The organism is Desulfitobacterium sp. PCE1 (assembly GCF_000384015.1).
Classification (GTDB): domain Bacteria; phylum Bacillota; class Desulfitobacteriia; order Desulfitobacteriales; family Desulfitobacteriaceae; genus Desulfitobacterium; species Desulfitobacterium dehalogenans.
Genome location: NZ_KB913023.1, coordinates 3,040,992 through 3,057,592 on the forward strand (window position 1 = coordinate 3,040,992; position 16,601 = coordinate 3,057,592).

Sequence of the window (16,601 nt, forward strand, 5' to 3'; positions counted from 1 at the left end):
TCAATTCGTTACAATTAGTCCAGTTCCTCTTCGTTAATCGAATCAGCAAACTCAAAGTTTGCATAGACTCCTTGGGAATCATCATGGTCTTCCAGGAGTTCCATCATACGAACCAGCTTCTTTGCCTGATCCATATCGGCTATCTCAATGGTATTTTGCGGAACCTGGTTAATCTTCGCTTCCTCTATCTCAATTCCCTGATCGAGCAAAGCCTGCCGCACCGCCTCCATATCATCAGGAGCTGTATAGAGAATAAAACTTTCTTCATCCTGCTGCAGATCTTCTGCCCCTGCTTCAAGAGCAAGAAGCATTAGTTCATCTTCATCAAATTTTAAATCTTCTTTAAGAATTGTCAACTGGCCCTTTTCATTGAACATCCAGTTCACGCAGCCTGTTTCTCCCAGGTTTCCTCCATGCTTAGAGAAGATATGACGCACTTCACCGGCAGTGCGGTTGCGGTTATCGGTCATGATGTCCACCATGATAGCTACTCCCCCTGGACCATAGCCTTCATAGCGAAGTTCTTCATAACTTTCCCCTTCTCCGCCCCCAACACCTTTTTGAATTGCTCTTTGTATATTGTCGTTAGGCATATTGGCAGATTTAGCATTTTCAACAGCAATTTTTAATCGGAAATTATTATTAGGATCTCCACCGCCGGCCCGAGCAGCCACAATGAGTTCCCTGCCAAGCTTTGTAAAGATTTTTCCTTTTTGCGCATCAGCTTTTGCTTTTTTATGTTTAATATTCGCCCACTTCGAATGTCCAGCCACAGCGACTCCTCCTTAGTTTAAGTCCAAAGCCTATTGTACCAAGAGAATTTTGGCCTGTAAAGCCATTTAAGGGAATGAAAAACCTTCTAGCTAATCATACTAGACAAAAACGGAGAGGAGGTTTTGTTTTTGGCACCCATACCACGTAAATACAAAAAACTTCTTGTGATCAGCATACCTGCGCTGGCCCTATTTGTCCTTTTTATTGCCTACATATATGAATACACTTCAACCACTCATTATTGCGGAACCACTTGCCACATCATGGAAGAAGCTTATGAAACGCAATTGCACAGTGTTCACCGGGAAGAACTTGTGGGGTGCGGTGACTGTCATCTTTATCATGGTTCCAATATCGCCTATTCCCTGGTCTATAAAGGATATTCCGGAATGAAGGATGTCTATAAAAACGCTTTTGATCAACCGGTAGTATTGCATACTTCAGAATGGAGCCAAAATGTCATTCAGAAGAATTGTCTGCGCTGTCATCAAGCGGTGGTAGCCAACATCCGGATCGCGGATGGTCCTCAATGTTTTGATTGTCATAGAAATACCCCCCACGGACAAGGTACCCAATCCTTTGGTACACAAACCATTTCAACACCACTTCACTCGATAGGAGGCTCATAAATGCAAAAACCTTGGAAAAGCTTTTTACTTGTCTCATTGTTCTTAGCAGTCTCATCTGTGCTGGTCTTTGGCTGTGCTTCGGAAATCACTCCCTCCCCTCGAACCGCTGCCACCATCCCGGAAGGGGCCCTTGATTCCGAGACCTGGGGAAAGGTCTACCCTGATCAATATGCCAGCCAAAACAAACAGAAGGAAATGACAAAGGGCAACTCCAAATACGAAGGTTCTTTGCCGGAATCCCATCTTGAAAAATATCCTATCCAAAAGAGGCTTTTTGCCGGTTATCCTTTCTCCGAAGACTATAATGATGATCGGGGTCATATCTATGCCCTGGAGGATGTCACCACCACATTGCGGGTTAACGAAAAAACCATCAGTTCCTGTTGGAACTGCAAAAGCCCTCAAGTTCCCGGTTTAATCGAGAAAATGGGGGATGACTTTTGGTCCACCCCTTTCCTACAGCTCAAAGATCAAATCACCATCCCCATTGCCTGCGCGGATTGCCATGACCCGGAGACCATGAATCTGCGCATTACCCGGGTTACTCTACTCAATGCACTGAAGGAGCGGGGAATTGATCCTAACCAACTTAGCCGTCAGGAAATGCGCACTATGGTGTGTGCCCAGTGCCATGTGGAATATCATTTCGCTGATGAGAATAAGAAAGTAACTTATCCCTGGAAGTATGGCCTTACCGCCGATGACGCAGAAAAGTATTATGAAGAAATAAACTTTAAAGATTGGAATCATGCTGAGACCGGGGCTCCCATGCTGAAAGCCCAGCATCCCGATTATGAGCTAAGTTCCACCGGCGTTCATGCCGCTAATGGTGTGGCTTGCGCTGACTGCCATATGCCTTATGTCAAGGAAGGAACTTCGAAGATCTCCTCCCACCATATTCAAAGCCCCCTGAACACCATTAGTGAGTCCTGCCAGACTTGCCATCGTCAAAGCGAGGACTATCTGAAAAATCAGGTCATCACGACCCAGGATAAAGTCTTTGCTACACGGACAATCCTTGAAAACGCTCTGGGTGATGCCATAGATGCTATCGTGGCCGCCGATAAAAATCCCAACGCCAAAGCCGATGCCATGAGTAAAGCCCGGGATCTGCACCGTAAAGCCCAGTGGCGCTGGGATTATATTGCCGCCGAAAACAGCATGGGCTTCCACAGCCCCAATGAAGCCCTTCGTGTCCTTGGCGAAGGAATTGACTTTGCCCGCCAGGCTCAGCTTCAGGCTAATCTTGCCATGGGTGCAACCGCCGGCGGTGCGGCCAATCCCGATGCAGGGCAAACCCCGGGCGCAGGAACCGCCAATGAAGCCGCAGGTGGTGCTACACCGGTCCCAGACAATAAGAACAATGATCAGAAGCCCACTGACTGATAAAAAACGTTGTCCGGGTCGTGTAGCTTTACGCACAACGCTCACTCTATAGCTCCGGGGCTGGCCAACTCGCTTTCTTAACAGCTCTGCCAAACCCCGCTGCTTTCTGCATGTGAACCAGTGGCTCGCTGCGTTAAGAAAGCCTCGTTGACCCGACCGCCCCTCCGCTAAATCCGTTCGCTCTTGTGCGTAAAGCTACGCTTGTGGGTCTTTCTTAGCCCTTTTTGGGGTCTTTTTCAGAGTAGACGGTCATGCCGCTGCCGTAGCACCAGCAGAGGATGAAAAGGGCGATACGAGTCGGGTAGCTGCACTGTTCAGACCCGAAAGATAACCCAAGGATTTTGCTTTACAAAAGTGAGCGAATTTAAGCGAGCGGTAACAAAACTTCGCGAAAAGCATGTAGCGGAGAAAGGTTGGAAACAGGACGTTTCCAACCGGCCATTGAGCAGGAGCGATTTGGCCGGGCACCTTTCGGAGCGGAGAGCTTGAGCGTTAGTTTTGTCCGCGCAGCTTATGGAGCGAACGGTGTAAAGCAAAATCCTGGAGAATCAGTTGACAAGTCTTTTTCTAAGTACAACAAGGGAAGCCGCAAAACTACTTGGTCAGCGGCCTCCCTTTCTTATTTCCTTTTTACTCTTTTATTCTTCTCTCAACCTCATCCGCCAATTGCTCGACATGATGGGGCAAGGGCATACGGGTAATTCCTGTTATGATGGTATTGCTTCTCTGAATAGGTATGAGAAGTTTCAGGGCCGGGCTTGAGGATAGTGCTCCGGCAATCTCTGGTGTAATCTCACCCAGCAGACCATGAACTGTGGAAATGGCTAAAGAGCCTGCTATAATATCGACCCGATGGGCGTTGTAGCAGATCGCAGCTTCTCCGGAAGCCCCTTCGGTGGCACCAGCTTTAAGCATGGCGCCCGTGGCTAAAGCATTGGTTCCGAGAGCTAATATCTCCAGATCCGGCATGCGTTTGCGCAATTGTTCCACGATATGCTTCCCCATTCCTCCGCCTTGTCCATCAATGACTGCAACTCTCATCCCAAACCTCCACACCTCTTAATATCTCAATGGTCTTCAGCAAATCCTTGGCAAATGCTCTCCTTCAAGCATTCCAACAATTCGTTTTCCCCCCAGAGGAGTCTTGAGCAGGACAAATCCCGGATCGTCTTCTGCGACCCTGCCTATAACCGTTGCCTCTTTACCAAGGGGATGAGCTCTCATCTGTGATAAGACCCCTTCTACCGCTTCCGGTGAAGCGATCACTAGCACTTTCCCCTCATTGGCAAGATAAAGAGGGTCCAATCCTAACATTCCGCAAGCTCCTGCGACTCCAGGATGGAGAGGTAGCTTTTCTTCTTCAAGAAGGATGCTGACATGGGCCTGACGTGCCAGCTCATTTAAGGTTGTCCCTACGCCACCCCGGGTAGGGTCACGCATGCAATGCACTCCCGGCATATAAAAGCTGTCGATCAGGTGATTTAAAGGTGCACAATCACTGATGACAGGAGTCTCAAATTCCAGCCCCTCCCGATCGGCAAGAATGGAAATCCCATGATCGCCAATAGTACCGCTGATCAGGACATAATCCCCTGGTTTAATATACTGAGGCCCTACCCATCGTTCCTGGATCGATCCTATTCCCGTAGTATTAATGAAGATTTTATCCGCACTACCGCGCTCTACTACCTTGGTATCCCCGCAGACGATGGGGACACCGGCTTTTCGAGAAGTTTCAGCAATGCTCATCACAATTCTTTCGAGATCCTCAATCAGAAATCCTTCTTCCAGGATCACTGCCAGGGAAAGGTAGCGGGGCTGAGCTCCCGATACGGCCAGGTCATTGACGGTACCGCATACGGCTAACTTACCAATATCTCCCCCTCGAAAAAAAACAGGAGAAATTACAAAGGAGTCCGTGGTTATGGCTAGTTTTTCACTTCCGGGTATATAAGTGGCATCATTCATTTGGTTAAGAAAATCATTGCTTAGATGCTTTTGAAAAATCTCCTCTACCAATTGATGGCTTAGACGCCCCCCACTGCCATGGGCCATAATGATTCGCTCCATCTACATCCCACTCCTTTGAGTATATCGGTAATAGGCCGCACAAGACCCTTCTGAGGAAACCATGCAAGGTCCCACAGGCGACAAGGGGGTGCACTTCCGTGCAAATAATGGGCACTCGGTGGGAGCAATCTGCCCTTTCAGGACATTCCCGCAACGGCAGCCAGGGATTTCTATGCTCTCAAACTCTGGGAGATCAAATTTTCTCGCGGCGTCCCAATCTTCGTATTCCTTACGAATCCCCAGTCCTCCTTGAGGGATGATACCGAGTCCCCGAAATGCTGCATCAACCGGCTCAAAGATCTTATGAATTAAAGCTTGAGCCACAGGATTACCTTCCGGTTTTACGATCTTATGATATTGAATTTCAATTTCCGAGCGGCCTTGGGCTCTTTGCCGGAGAAGCATGGCCAACCCTTCCAGGATATCCAGAGCCTCAAAACCTGTAACGACTCCGGGCATGCCATAATCCTCAGCCATAAAGGCCAATACTTCGCTTCCGATAATTGCACAAGCATGACCCGGGTCTAAAAACCCGTCTACTTCAGTCTCCTCGTCCTCCGCTAAAGCACGAAGGACAGGAGGAACAAGTTTATGCATGGATAAGACACTGTAATTCCCGATGCCTTCTTTTTGGGCCTGTTCAATGCTGACAGACACCGTGGGAACTGTAGTCTCAAAGCCTACCCCGAGAAATACAACTTCCTTGTCCGGGTTCTTCCGGGCAAGATCTAAAGCATCCAGTGTGGAATAGACAATGCGGATATCCGCACCTTCTCCACGGAGCATTTGCAAACTTTTTTTCGATCCGGGCACCCGAATCATATCCCCAAAGGTTGCGGTAATGACATTGGGCTGGGCGGCCAGATAAAGAAACTGATCAATATCGCTGCCGTCTGTGACACATACAGGACACCCGGGACCAGAGACCAAGCGAATCTGGGGCGGCAGCAAATCCCGCAAGGCATTCTTAGCAATAGCCACGGTATGGGTTCCGCATACCTCCATAACGGTATAGGGAACAGCCGCTAATTCCCGGATTTCTCTTAAATAGTTTTCCGCCGCTTCTTTAACAGATTGACCCGAATTATAATTCTTCACGAGCATTCGCTTCCTCTATTAATAATTCTTCTGTCTCCTTAGCATACTGCTGGTCAACGATTTCAATCGCAAACCCGGCATGAACCAAGACATAATCACCTACTTGCACCTCAGGCACTAAATGGGTACCGACGATACGTTCATTGCCCATCATATCCACTTTGGCCAGCATCTCATCTATGGATACGACCCGGGCAGGAATAGCTATACACATTATGAGCACCTCTCATTCCCTATCAATACTTGACCTAAGGCCAGTCCACCATCACCCGGCGGCAGCTCCTTGGCCCGGATGGTTGGGATCGCAAAGGCTTGACATAGCGCCAATACCTTTTCCGTTAAGAGTTTATTTTGAAAGACTCCACCGGTCAACACAAGGGGATCTGCACTTTCCTGGAGCTTAAGCACCGTCCGGATAATCCCATGAGCGATGGAATCATGAAAATGATAAGCAATAAAACCGGGGTCTTTCCCCACGAGCACATCCTGAATAATACCCCGATATAGTTCTTTCACCTTTAGGATTAAGCACTCCCCATCCTTAGCCCACTCTAAAGGATAGCGCGGTTCAAGGTCACAAACATTTGGAGACGCTTTGCTATAAGAAAGAGCGGCTTCACTATTTCTGTAGAGCCACTGGGTAGCCTGACTCTCTAATTCAATAGCAGCCTGCCCTTCATAGGTAACTCTCGTGCAGATATCAAGCAAGGCGCTCACAGCGTCAAATAGCCGGCCTCCACTGGATGTCTCAAAGATTTGAAGTTTTTTTTCTAATTGCTGATTAAGAATCTTTTGCTCATGAGCAGGGAGCCTTTCCCATAATCTCTCCGTCATCAGCCATTCCTTTTCGGAGAGCAGCGCTTTCCCATAGGCATAAGCAATACGCAAGGGATGCTTGGCCCCAGTATCTCCTCCGGGCAAGGGCAGATATTCCAAATGAGCCAAACGCCTATATCCTTCAGCATTTCCTTTTAAAAACTCAAATCCCCAAATTTTTTGATCCTCACCCCAGCCTGTCCCATCACAAACCACGCCTAAGGTAGGGGCTATTACGCCATGCTCTCCCAAGACACTCACTAAGTGGGCATGATGATGCTGGACTTTTATCTTCTGAGGCCATGGACCTGCCAAGGCAAAGTTTGTGGTCTGGAAATTCGGATGCGCATCATAAGCTACCACCTCAGGAACAATTTGTACGACCTTTTGGAAGGATGCCAGCTCCTGACGAAAGCGCTGAAAGTTCTCGTACCCTTCCATATCTCCAATATACTGACTGGTAAAGGCTCTGCTCCCGGCACCCAGACAAAAGGCATTTTTCAATTCTCCGCCCACTCCCAGGATTGAAGCATTGAACTCCTTTGGACATTTTTGAGGCAGCGGAACATAACCGCGAGCCCGCCGATGAAAGACAGCCTCATCCCCAATGACCTGAACCACCGAATCATCACAGGGATGAAAAATATCCCGATTATGAAGGAGAAAATAGTCGGCAATCCCTTTTAGATCCCGGACAGCTTCTTCATTGATATAAATCAGAGGACGGCCACTGAGATTCCCGCTGGTCATAACCAAAAAATCAAAGGGTCCGTCGAAAAGCAGGGCGTGGAGCGGGGTATAAGGAAGCATCACTCCTAAGGTATGAAGTCCTGGAGCAAGCTCATAGGGCAGACCTTCCTCATCACCTTTTTTTCTTTCTAATATCACAATAGGAGCCGAAGAACTCTTTAAAAGTTCTTCCTCTTTCAACGATATCTTAAGGTATCTCTGAATGACCTCAAGGTTACGAGCCATTAAAGCAAAAGGCTTTGCTCCCCTTTCTTTACGCTGACGTAAGCGCCGGACAGCTTCCGGATTCCCTGCATCACAGACTAAGTGAAATCCGCCTAACCCCTTGACGGCCAAAATCTCTCCCCGGGCTATTTGTTCAACACCCAGACCAGAGCAGATATCACCTTGAACATTCATAAGCTGAACTGTAGGACCGCATCGGGAGCAAGCTACAGGCTGAGCATGAAAGCGCCGGTTCAGGGGATCTTCATATTCCTGAGCACAGACGGGGCACATGGGAAAGGCTTCCATAGTCGTGTGAACACGATCATAGGGTACATCTCGAATAATCGTGTAGCGTGGACCGCAATTGGTGCAGTTGGTAAAGGGGTATTGATAACGTAAATTATCCGGATCCCTGAGATCGGCCAAGCAATTCCCGCAGGTCCCTATATCCGGTGAAATGAGCACATCAGCCTGTCCTTCATCCTGGCTTTGGAGGATTTCAAAACCTGGATAATTGGCAAAGGCCACTTCACGGTATTCTTGATGAGTAATTTTCGCTAAAGGAGGCACCTCTTGAAGCAAGCGCCTATAGAAGGCTGGAACTTGTGGGCCCTCAGCATGAATAGTGACTCCATGACTGGAATTATTTACCCATCCCTTAATCCCCATTTCCTGAGCTAAACGGTAGACATAGGGTCGAAAGCCTACACCTTGAACGATACCATTGAGATGGATAAAATAAGCTGTCCTCATAAACTTTACCCGCTTTCTGTCCTACCTAACCATGTAAATACATTCTACACTCGAAAGAGGTATTAAGTAAATAATTTTAATTTTCGGAAATTTTAAAAAGGGCTAGCCAAAGCTTGCGAAATAGGTTACAATCTTATTGTGAAATGCACATCAATCTAATTTTGTGTGGTACATTAGTTACCTTCTCATTTCACTCCTCCTCAATCTAACCCCTCTGCTCTATGCCCAGCAAAGTGTTGGGCTCTTTTTATTTTTATGTATAGAATTCTTTGATTGGGTTATTCTAATAATGATTCTTGAAGATTTCCCAAATGTTCTAATAAAAAAGGAGGCAGGTTACATGAGCAATAAAACGCCGATGGTTCCTGAATCCGAAAGACAATTGGATCAACTTAAATGGGAAGTTGCAGAAGAGCTCCATTTGGACGACGACATCCAGGAAAGAGGTTTTGGCAACATGACCACCCGAGAAGTCGGACAAATTGGTGGTAACATGGTCAAAAAGATGGTGGCATTTGCTGAAGAACAGATGGGTAAAGGCACCGATATTAAAGGGTAAAAACAAATTAAATAGTGCAAGGACATCATGACGGCCAGCATGATCTCCATGCAAATGAGGTGACTCTCTCAGAGAGCACTTACAAGCAAAAGAAGCGAGTTGAACTCGCTTCTTTTGCTTAATATATTAGACTTTCATGCCGTGCTTTCTTTATCAAGCTTCCTTGGCCTGTTCTTCCAGTTTTTGTTTTTCCTCCTCAACCAGAAATCTTCTGAGGACCTTACCAACTGCTGTCTTAGGAAGATTATCCCTGATTTCAATTTGCTTAGGAACTTTATAGGAAGCTAATTCTTTCTTCAAATAATTAAGAAGTTCTTCTTCTGTAACTTGCTGTGCCTCTCTAAGCACTACATAAGCTTTTACTTTCTCACCCCAGTATGAATCCGGAACCCCGGCACATATCGCTTCTCTGACAGAGGGATGGGCATACAATGTTTCTTCAATTTCGCGGGGATAAACATTATAGCCGCCGGTGATAATCATATCCTTTTTCCTATCAACAACATAAAAGTACCCATCTTCATCCATCCGGGCCAGATCACCGGTATACAGCCATCCGTCCCGCAGCACCGCTCTGGTTTCATTTTCTCTTTGCCAATACCCCAGCATGACCTGGGGACCTTTTACGGCGAGCTCTCCCACTTCCCCTACAGGAAGTTCTTTATCCCCTATCTCTATATCCACAATCTTGGCCTGGGTATTGGAAACAGGGGTTCCAATTGAGCCGACACGGGCGCTGCAGAAGGGGTTAATATGGGTCACAGGAGATGCCTCAGATAATCCATAGCCCTCCACTAATTTTCCGCCGGTCAATTCCCCAAAGCGCAGTGCGACTTCCACAGGCAAGGGAGCAGAACCGCTGACACATGCTCGAATGGAGGAAACATCAAACTCTTTAATCTTGGGATGGTTAATCAACGCCACATACATGGTTGGCGTTCCTGGATAAAGGGTGGGCTTTTCATCGTTAATCAATTTTAAGATGAGATCCGCATCGAATTTGGGAATAGGAATGACTGCACTCCCCCCAAAGATCGAAGTATTCATACAGACGGATAAGGCATAGATATGAAACAGGGGGATGGCACATAAGGATTTCTCTTGTCCCGGTGTTCCTTTAAGCCATTCCCAAATCTGATAGGCATTGGCATATAGATTGCTGTGGGAGAGCATGGCACCCTTGGAAGTGCCTGTGGTTCCTCCGGTATATTGCAACACGGCAATGTCCGTCTGTGGGTCAATATCCGGCTTGGTCCATTCAACCTCAGAATCATCACTGACGCAAGTATGGAAATCACAAGTTCCTTCTCCTTCATCCATACCCATGGCCCTTAGTCCTTCCACAAGAACCCATTTAAGAGAGGTTTCCTGACGGATTCCCTGAACTCTCGGATAAAGGGGTGCAACTGTAATCATACCTATCGCGCCGGAATCATTCATCAGCGCTTTCAGCTCGCTTTCGACATAGAGGGGGTTGGTCTGAACCACAATGGCGCCAATTTTCATAATGGCAAAGAAGCTAATCATCCAGGTTGCAGAGTTGGGCATATTGATAGAAATCCGGTCCTTGGGCTTTACACCAAGTCTGATTAAGGCCTTGGCTAAACGATCGACGTCCAGTTCCATGTCAGTATAAGTCCAGGTCTTACCTCCAAAAACGATAGCCGGCCGCTGTCCAAAACTTTTAGCACTGCGCTCGAACATTTCGTATAAGGATATGTTTTCAATCTCGAGAGTTTTCCGTACCCCTTCCTCATAACAATTATACCAGACCGGCTCTTTCATAATCCCCACTCCTTTTGCTTATTCTCACTCTACTGAAGCCCTGACTATATCGATAATATGTGTTCTTATCATAATATTATGAATTTTCCATCTATACAAGGAATTCTCTCTCAGTTGTCTTGAATCTCAGCTTAAATGCATTATTCAACTTGCCAACGGGAGCAGAATTTTATTTTGCAGTACCGCCAAAAGGCATGGGTTTTATAGGTATAAAAAGGCTCCCTTGATCGTAGGAAGAATCCTCTTTCTACCTCAAGGGAGCCTATATTGGACAAAACAATTAAAAAGTCTGCTTATTTTTTAGCGGTATCAGGAAGCAGCTTGGTAATCAAATCGATGGCTTCCTGGTTGGTAATCTCAATCTCAGGCGTCTTTTTATCATCGCCTAATTTTTCGTAGGGAAGGGCGCCAAAGCTATGATCCTTGGTAAAATGTCCTCGTGCATCGGTGGGGTTCTTCCACATCATTTTATCAAGATCAAAGGATTTTCCTTCGTGGCACTTAGCGCAGATATCCTGAGCTTTATCCGCCTTGAGAAGCAAGCCACTGGCATTAGGTTTATGGGTTTCGTGACATGTCATACAGTTCATGGAGCTTTGTCCATGCTTGCTGGCAAAATAGTTCCGTGTTCCATAGTGAGTATTAGCTGTCCATACTCCTTTATCGTTCTTGCTGGGGTTGCTTTCGTGACAGGAATTGCAGGCGTTGGCCGCCGCTTTTGTATCCATCGTCCCTGCCTTCGTAGTGGCGGTAACATGGTTTCCTCCAGGGCCATGACAGGATTCACAAGATACTCCATAGTCCTTTGAACTGACTTCGATACCCGGTGAATGACAACTGCCGCATGTATAGCTTTCCGCTGTATAGTCGGGCTTGCCATCCTTGTCAACATCCGTTTCTTTCGCAGGTTTGATGACGTACTTATCTCCCGACTTTTCGAGGGAAGCAACACGATATACCTTATCTGTGAAACCTTCGGGCGCTTTGGCGACAACGTAGTGATCCATCATGACCCCATAGACTTGGTCCTTATTGGCCAGATCGAGGTTCCCCGTCTTATCCGTAGCTTTGGAATCAAAAAGCTTGATTTGCCCCGCGGGCTGGGTTAAGGAATAATCTGACAGAGGCTTAAAGGCACCGGCATGATGGGATTTCTCAAAATTGGTATGATATTCTGCGTGGCAGGTTTTGCAGCTGTCACTGCCCACATATTGCGCCGTCTGTTGACCCGTTGGCGGCGGAGTAACAGCTGTCCCTGGGCCAGGTTTTTGGTTTTTACAGCCTATGAGTACTGTAATAGCCAATGCGATCACTAGCAGTCCGAGTAATATTCTTCTCTTGGATTTCAAAATACCTTCCTCCTTTTGACCCTTTTCCTTTTTGCATTAATAAAATTAGCTTGGCATTGCTTAGTTTGTTCATTTTCCCTAACGAATAAACACGTTTTCATAAAAAGAGAAGAGAGCCTGCATTTGCTCTCTTCTCTTTTTATAGTTATTTATAATTACCTTGTTATCTAGATAATAAAAATCTGAAAATACAAATTAAGCAGGCTACCTGTCAAATTCCAGGCGACCTGCTTATCTTCGACCATTTTATAGCATAATGATGCTCTAAACTGCTTTATTAAGTTAAACTGCCAGGCTGCACTGGCTTACCTCACTAAATACCTGATATTCAGTGACCATGAAGGTTACAAAGTCGTATTTCTTCGTTTGAAGGGCGGCATATCTTTCTGCCTCTTGTTTATTAATAAAAATCTTATCTATTGAGCTGACAAAGTTGGTATCCATACATTTCACAACATAAACCTTCATCAGTATCACTCCTCTTTTTCCCTCTCTCTTGTTAGTTATATTGTACACCAAATCTTTTCAAATAATAAGAATATTTCCGCAAGCGGCACAATATAGACCTTTTCCTGTTCAAAATTGAGGGTAAGCGGTCGATCTACATCTCTCAAAGGCTTAGTCCAGGTTGAGTGGTATGAAAACTCAGGACCTATAGGAAAGAAATGTCCACCAGATCATCCACTAATTGATCCGTGTTTACTGTTGACTTGATAAACCCATTCTTTTGGAGAAACTGTGCTGATTCCTTTAGCTCATGGATCATTTGCGAATTAATCTGAGTAGAAAACACGAATTTCGGGTAAAGTGCCTCCACTGCTTTAGGTTCGAGCTTCAGCTGTTCACCGGCAATAGTGTAAAACTGCTCTTTGTTCTGCTCAGCCCATTGAATACTTTCCTCATGGAGTTGGATAAAGCGTTTAACCGCCTCGGGATGATTCAAGGCAAAGTCTGATCGCGCGACGATAAAAGTTTGACTGGTAATAAATCCTTCGGCATTTTGAACTAAAATTCCTTTTCCTGAACTGATCACTTTTGTCAGGAGAGGCTCGGGCAAAATAGCTGCGTCAATCTGCCCTCCCATCAAGGCAGGAGCTGCATCCACAGATTCCATGGCCACCATTTCCACGTCCGTAGGGCTTAAGTTCGCTTTTTCCAGTGCCTTGATCAGGAACTCATGGAGCATGGTCCCCTTTTGCAGGGCTATTTTCTTACCCTTTAGATCGGCCAATGTTTTTACATTCCGATCTGTTCCAGCGACGATGGCGATCCCTTCAGGAAATTGAGAATACCCGGCAACGACCCGGATATCGTTGCCATTGGCTTTGGCCAGTAAAGCGGAAACATAGTTCATAGAGGTGCTTATATCGATACTCTTCGAAGCCAGGGCTTCAAGCTGTGCCGGTCCCGCCGCAATCTCAGTCCATTTAAAATCGATACCCTCTGCTTGAAAAGCCTTCTCAAAATTAAGCCGATCAAGTGCAACGATAGCAGGAACGTTAATGGGCCGTGTGGAGTAAGATGCGTTAATCTGGGTTAAGGCCGGAATCCCTTGATCTTCCGGCTGGCTCCCCTTCTCTATACTGCAGCCTTGTGCTCCCAGCAAAAATAGAAAAAGACACAATAAATAGATCAATGGTTTTCTTCTTCTTAACAAGGATCATCCTTCTTTCCTTTGTGTTTTTAGTTTATAGGGTTCAGGCAACTCATAATCTCTCGCTCAATGTCTATCAAGTTTTGGGAATCCGTGGTTTGCGCCAGCCTCTTCTCCTTTCCCACATCAAAGATGTGAGTAATTCGGCCGGGGGAAGGCGAAAAAACTAAGACCCGCTCTCCGAGATGAATGGCTTCATGGATATCATGAGTCACCATGATCATGGTTTTGCCTGTAGCTCGCCAAAGCTGTAAAATCTCATCCTGCATTCGTCTTCGTGTCAGTGCATCCAATGCTGAAAAGGGTTCGTCCAAAAGGAGAATTTCCGGGTCAATGGCCAAGGCCCGGGCGATGGCTACCCTTTGGGCCATACCCCCGGATAATTCACGGGGATAGACCTGGGCAAAATCCATTAAGCCTATGAGCTCCAGGTGATGACTCACTGCCTTTTGCAAATCAGAAGCCGCGAGTCTTCCCTTGATCCCCACCCCAATGTTTTCAGCCACGGTAAGCCAAGGGAAGAGTCGTGGTTCTTGAAAAACCATCCCGCACTGCCGGCCAGGCTCGAGGACTTCATTGCCCAGAACGGACACTGTTCCAGCCGTCGGACGCTCTAAACCCGCGATAAGACGCAGCAAGGTTGTTTTCCCACAACCGCTGGGCCCAACCAGACATACAAACTCACCCTTTGCTACAGTCATATATATATCTGCTAAGGCAGTTATATTCGTTCTGGGGGTGATAAACTCTTTCCTTAACCCATTGATCTCTAAAAGCGGCCTCATTTTATCTCCTCTATCATGCGTTATTCCAAGGCAATGCTCTTTGCTCAAGGTACTTAATAGCATAGTCAATTAATGCTCCAAGACTGCCGATAATAAAAATCGATACAAAAATCAACTCCGCCTGGGCTAAATTTCTTCCCTCCATCAGCAGATAGCCTAATCCCTTTGAGGAGGCAATAATTTCGGCGGCTACAAGGGCACGCCAACAGTTGCTGAAGCCTAACCGTATGCCAACGAAAAAATGAGGTGCCGCCGAAGGAAGATAAATATGAGTGATCCTTGTCCTGTAGCCTAAGCTAAAGGCCTGGGCCACTTCTTTTAACCTCTGGTCTACGGATTGAATCCCAAATAAGGTGTTAATAAAGACGGGAAAAAAGGCTGCATAGACCATCAGCGCAATCTTAGAACCCTCCCCTATTCCAAGCCAAAGAATAAAGACAGGAATCCAGGCAATGGACGGAATTTGCTGCAGAAATGCTAAAGTCGGAGTGATAAATCTCTGGGCTCCGCTAAAAAGCCCAATGAACAAACCAAGGGGAACAGCAAGTACTATGGTAATTGCCATTCCCACTCCCAGTCTAAAAAGGCTCGATTTAATATGGATAAAAATCTCCCCGGTGAATAAGAGTTCCGCAAGCGTTCCCATAATATCACCCGGTGAAGGCAAAAGATAGGGGTTAACCCAGCCAAAATAACTAACACCTTGCCATAGGATAATCAGTAAGGCGGGGAAAAGCAAACCTTGGATTTTTCGAATTATCTGATCCTTCATTATTACACCACTTCTAGTTTATTATAGCACCTCTTATTATATTTTAGATTTTTTCTTTTGCAAGGTAACGAGTGAAGATTAACCTGTTTGGGTACGATTGGGTGGGTTTGCCCAGAAGTTGGAACTTTCTTTATTTAAAATGACCCGCTGTTAAACTGTGGCTGCGAACATTTTTTAGTTCCTTGAGTTTTAACAGAATATAATACCAGGCACTAGGAAAGAGCAGCCCTGTTAATAAAAATAAATACCATGGTAAAGGGATAAAATCACTTATGATGACTCCGGTCATGACATGGAGATACATTATCTCCATGGTGGCCTGCCCTAAAAACCCCAACACTTTACGAATCACCTTAATGCGGCTAAGCAACTTGCTTAAAAATGCTATGATTATTGTACACGATAAAGGGGTTAAAATAACCGTGCCAAAAAAATAATACTGGCGATGCTTTAAATCTAACCCAAAGCGAATCATGCCTTCATCATACAAATAGAAAAAGACTGTTTAATAAGCTATAGATCCGAGCAACAATAATCGACCTACTCGTTCTTTATTGAACCAATCCTTTTCATGGAATAAATGCCCCAAAGCGTAGAAGATGATTCCAAATAGAGTAACATCCACATTCCCTGGTACAAAGATGTCTTGGTAATTCGTAGATTCCCAATGAGCTATTCCGTAGAATACTATAATAATTAAACCTAAAAACCAGGAAGATTTCACTTTGCGCTGTAAAAAGTCATATAGAACCTTTCGAATGAGGTTACGAAGTTACTTCGCATGTTTTGCAGAAGGGAAAAGACCATCTTATTCAGACGGTCTCTTCGTTACCCAGCAACACGAAAGGCGGATGAGCCTTTCGCCACACAGCCTCCACAAACGAACACTCCTGCCGTGTGGATACTAAGGTAGCGCGCCTCAGAAAGTCTATGTAGCAGTGTATCATCAGCCCTGAAGGTCTTAACTGACCTGTTCGGGATACGAAATGATGTAGTACATCATTTCGGCCAAGCCACACGGCCACATAAACCTGCTACGTGGCGCCGGCGTACGGGTGGTACCCCTCCGGTATGTTTTTTCCGTAAGGAAAAAAGCTAAAATCCATACCTAAACAAATTCCCCATACATAACCCACATAACTCAAATGGACTACGCATCACTGCATAGTCCATTCGCTTACCTGGCAACGACTTACTTTCCCAGGACCCTGCGG

Annotated in this window: 16 protein-coding genes; 3 read left to right on the forward strand and 13 right to left on the reverse strand. The window is 46.0% G+C overall.

Translation table 11 applies throughout. The features are described 5' to 3' along the window. Window positions 1-14: 14 nt before the first annotated feature. Entirely contained in the window at window positions 15-773 is a 759-nt protein-coding gene (locus DESPCE1_RS0115215) for a YebC/PmpR family DNA-binding transcriptional regulator (RefSeq protein WP_019850953.1), read from the reverse strand. A gap of 129 nt (window positions 774-902) precedes the next feature. Here DESPCE1_RS0115215 and DESPCE1_RS0115220 point away from each other — a divergent pair, with 129 nt between their 5' ends. Together DESPCE1_RS0115220 and DESPCE1_RS0115225 are read left to right on the forward strand one after the other, a co-directional pair. Continuing rightward, window positions 903-1,403 carry a NapC/NirT family cytochrome c gene (locus DESPCE1_RS0115220; RefSeq protein WP_014794823.1) on the forward strand — a complete coding sequence of 167 codons (501 nt, stop codon included), beginning with the start codon at window positions 903-905 and terminating at the stop codon, window positions 1,401-1,403. Continuing rightward, window positions 1,404-2,789 carry an ammonia-forming cytochrome c nitrite reductase subunit c552 gene (locus tag DESPCE1_RS0115225; protein ID WP_019850954.1) on the forward strand — a complete coding sequence of 462 codons (1,386 nt, stop codon included), beginning with the start codon at window positions 1,404-1,406 and terminating at the stop codon, window positions 2,787-2,789. It abuts the gene before it with no gap. Window positions 2,790-3,419: 630 nt separating this feature from the next. On the opposite strand, the gene DESPCE1_RS0115230 is transcribed toward DESPCE1_RS0115225, so the two are convergent. From DESPCE1_RS0115230 to hypF, 5 genes are read right to left on the reverse strand one after another with little or no spacing between them, the layout of a single operon-like run. Further along, window positions 3,420-3,830 carry a DUF3842 family protein gene (locus tag DESPCE1_RS0115230; RefSeq protein WP_019850955.1) on the reverse strand — a complete coding sequence of 137 codons (411 nt, stop codon included), beginning with the start codon at window positions 3,828-3,830 and terminating at the stop codon, window positions 3,420-3,422. Between the two features lie 36 nt (window positions 3,831-3,866). Then, window positions 3,867-4,859 (reverse strand): hydrogenase expression/formation protein HypE, encoded by a 993-nt coding sequence (hypE, locus tag DESPCE1_RS0115235; protein ID WP_014794826.1) that lies wholly within the window; start codon window positions 4,857-4,859, stop codon window positions 3,867-3,869. Further along, entirely contained in the window at window positions 4,860-5,963 is a 1,104-nt protein-coding gene (gene hypD, locus DESPCE1_RS0115240; protein ID WP_028305592.1) for a hydrogenase formation protein HypD, read from the reverse strand. Next, complete coding sequence (locus tag DESPCE1_RS0115245) at window positions 5,944-6,171, reverse strand: HypC/HybG/HupF family hydrogenase formation chaperone (RefSeq protein WP_014794828.1); 228 nt, start codon at window positions 6,169-6,171, stop codon at window positions 5,944-5,946. Before DESPCE1_RS0115245 ends, hypD begins: the two co-directional genes overlap by 20 nt. Beyond that, window positions 6,171-8,483: a carbamoyltransferase HypF gene (gene hypF, locus DESPCE1_RS0115250; protein WP_019850957.1), complete on the reverse strand. Its 2,313-nt coding sequence runs from the start codon at window positions 8,481-8,483 to the stop codon at window positions 6,171-6,173. Before hypF ends, DESPCE1_RS0115245 begins: the two co-directional genes overlap by 1 nt. 340 nt (window positions 8,484-8,823) lie before the next feature. On the opposite strand from hypF, the gene DESPCE1_RS0115255 reads away from it, so the two are divergent. Then, on the forward strand, window positions 8,824-9,042 hold the full coding sequence (locus DESPCE1_RS0115255) for an alpha/beta-type small acid-soluble spore protein (protein ID WP_019850958.1): 219 nt from the start codon (window positions 8,824-8,826) through the stop codon (window positions 9,040-9,042). 153 nt (window positions 9,043-9,195) lie between these two features. Here DESPCE1_RS0115255 and DESPCE1_RS0115260 read toward each other — a convergent pair whose 3' ends face one another. The 7 genes from DESPCE1_RS0115260 to DESPCE1_RS23830 all read right to left on the reverse strand — a co-directional run bounded on the left by DESPCE1_RS0115260 (window position 9,196) and on the right by DESPCE1_RS23830 (window position 15,877). After that, the gene (locus DESPCE1_RS0115260) at window positions 9,196-10,827 is read right to left on the reverse strand and encodes a long-chain fatty acid--CoA ligase (protein WP_019850959.1); all 1,632 of its coding nucleotides are present in this window, start codon (window positions 10,825-10,827) and stop codon (window positions 9,196-9,198) included. A 293-nt stretch (window positions 10,828-11,120) separates the two neighbouring features. Continuing rightward, a complete protein-coding gene (locus DESPCE1_RS0115265; protein ID WP_019850960.1) occupies window positions 11,121-12,176 on the reverse strand; it encodes a cytochrome c3 family protein in 1,056 nt (351 codons plus the stop codon). A 282-nt stretch (window positions 12,177-12,458) separates the two neighbouring features. Further along, the gene (locus DESPCE1_RS0115270; RefSeq protein ID WP_014794833.1) at window positions 12,459-12,644 is read right to left on the reverse strand and encodes a hypothetical protein; all 186 of its coding nucleotides are present in this window, start codon (window positions 12,642-12,644) and stop codon (window positions 12,459-12,461) included. Window positions 12,645-12,828: 184 nt separating this feature from the next. Further along, complete coding sequence (locus DESPCE1_RS0115275) at window positions 12,829-13,833, reverse strand: NrtA/SsuA/CpmA family ABC transporter substrate-binding protein (protein WP_019850961.1); 1,005 nt, start codon at window positions 13,831-13,833, stop codon at window positions 12,829-12,831. Between the two features lie 26 nt (window positions 13,834-13,859). Then, window positions 13,860-14,615 carry an ABC transporter ATP-binding protein gene (locus DESPCE1_RS0115280; protein WP_019850962.1) on the reverse strand — a complete coding sequence of 252 codons (756 nt, stop codon included), beginning with the start codon at window positions 14,613-14,615 and terminating at the stop codon, window positions 13,860-13,862. Window positions 14,616-14,628: 13 nt separating this feature from the next. Next, complete coding sequence (locus tag DESPCE1_RS0115285; RefSeq protein ID WP_014794836.1) at window positions 14,629-15,387, reverse strand: ABC transporter permease; 759 nt, start codon at window positions 15,385-15,387, stop codon at window positions 14,629-14,631. Window positions 15,388-15,517: 130 nt separating this feature from the next. Further along, window positions 15,518-15,877 (reverse strand): hypothetical protein, encoded by a 360-nt coding sequence (locus tag DESPCE1_RS23830; protein WP_242835399.1) that lies wholly within the window; start codon window positions 15,875-15,877, stop codon window positions 15,518-15,520. Window positions 15,878-16,601: the final 724 nt, after the last annotated feature.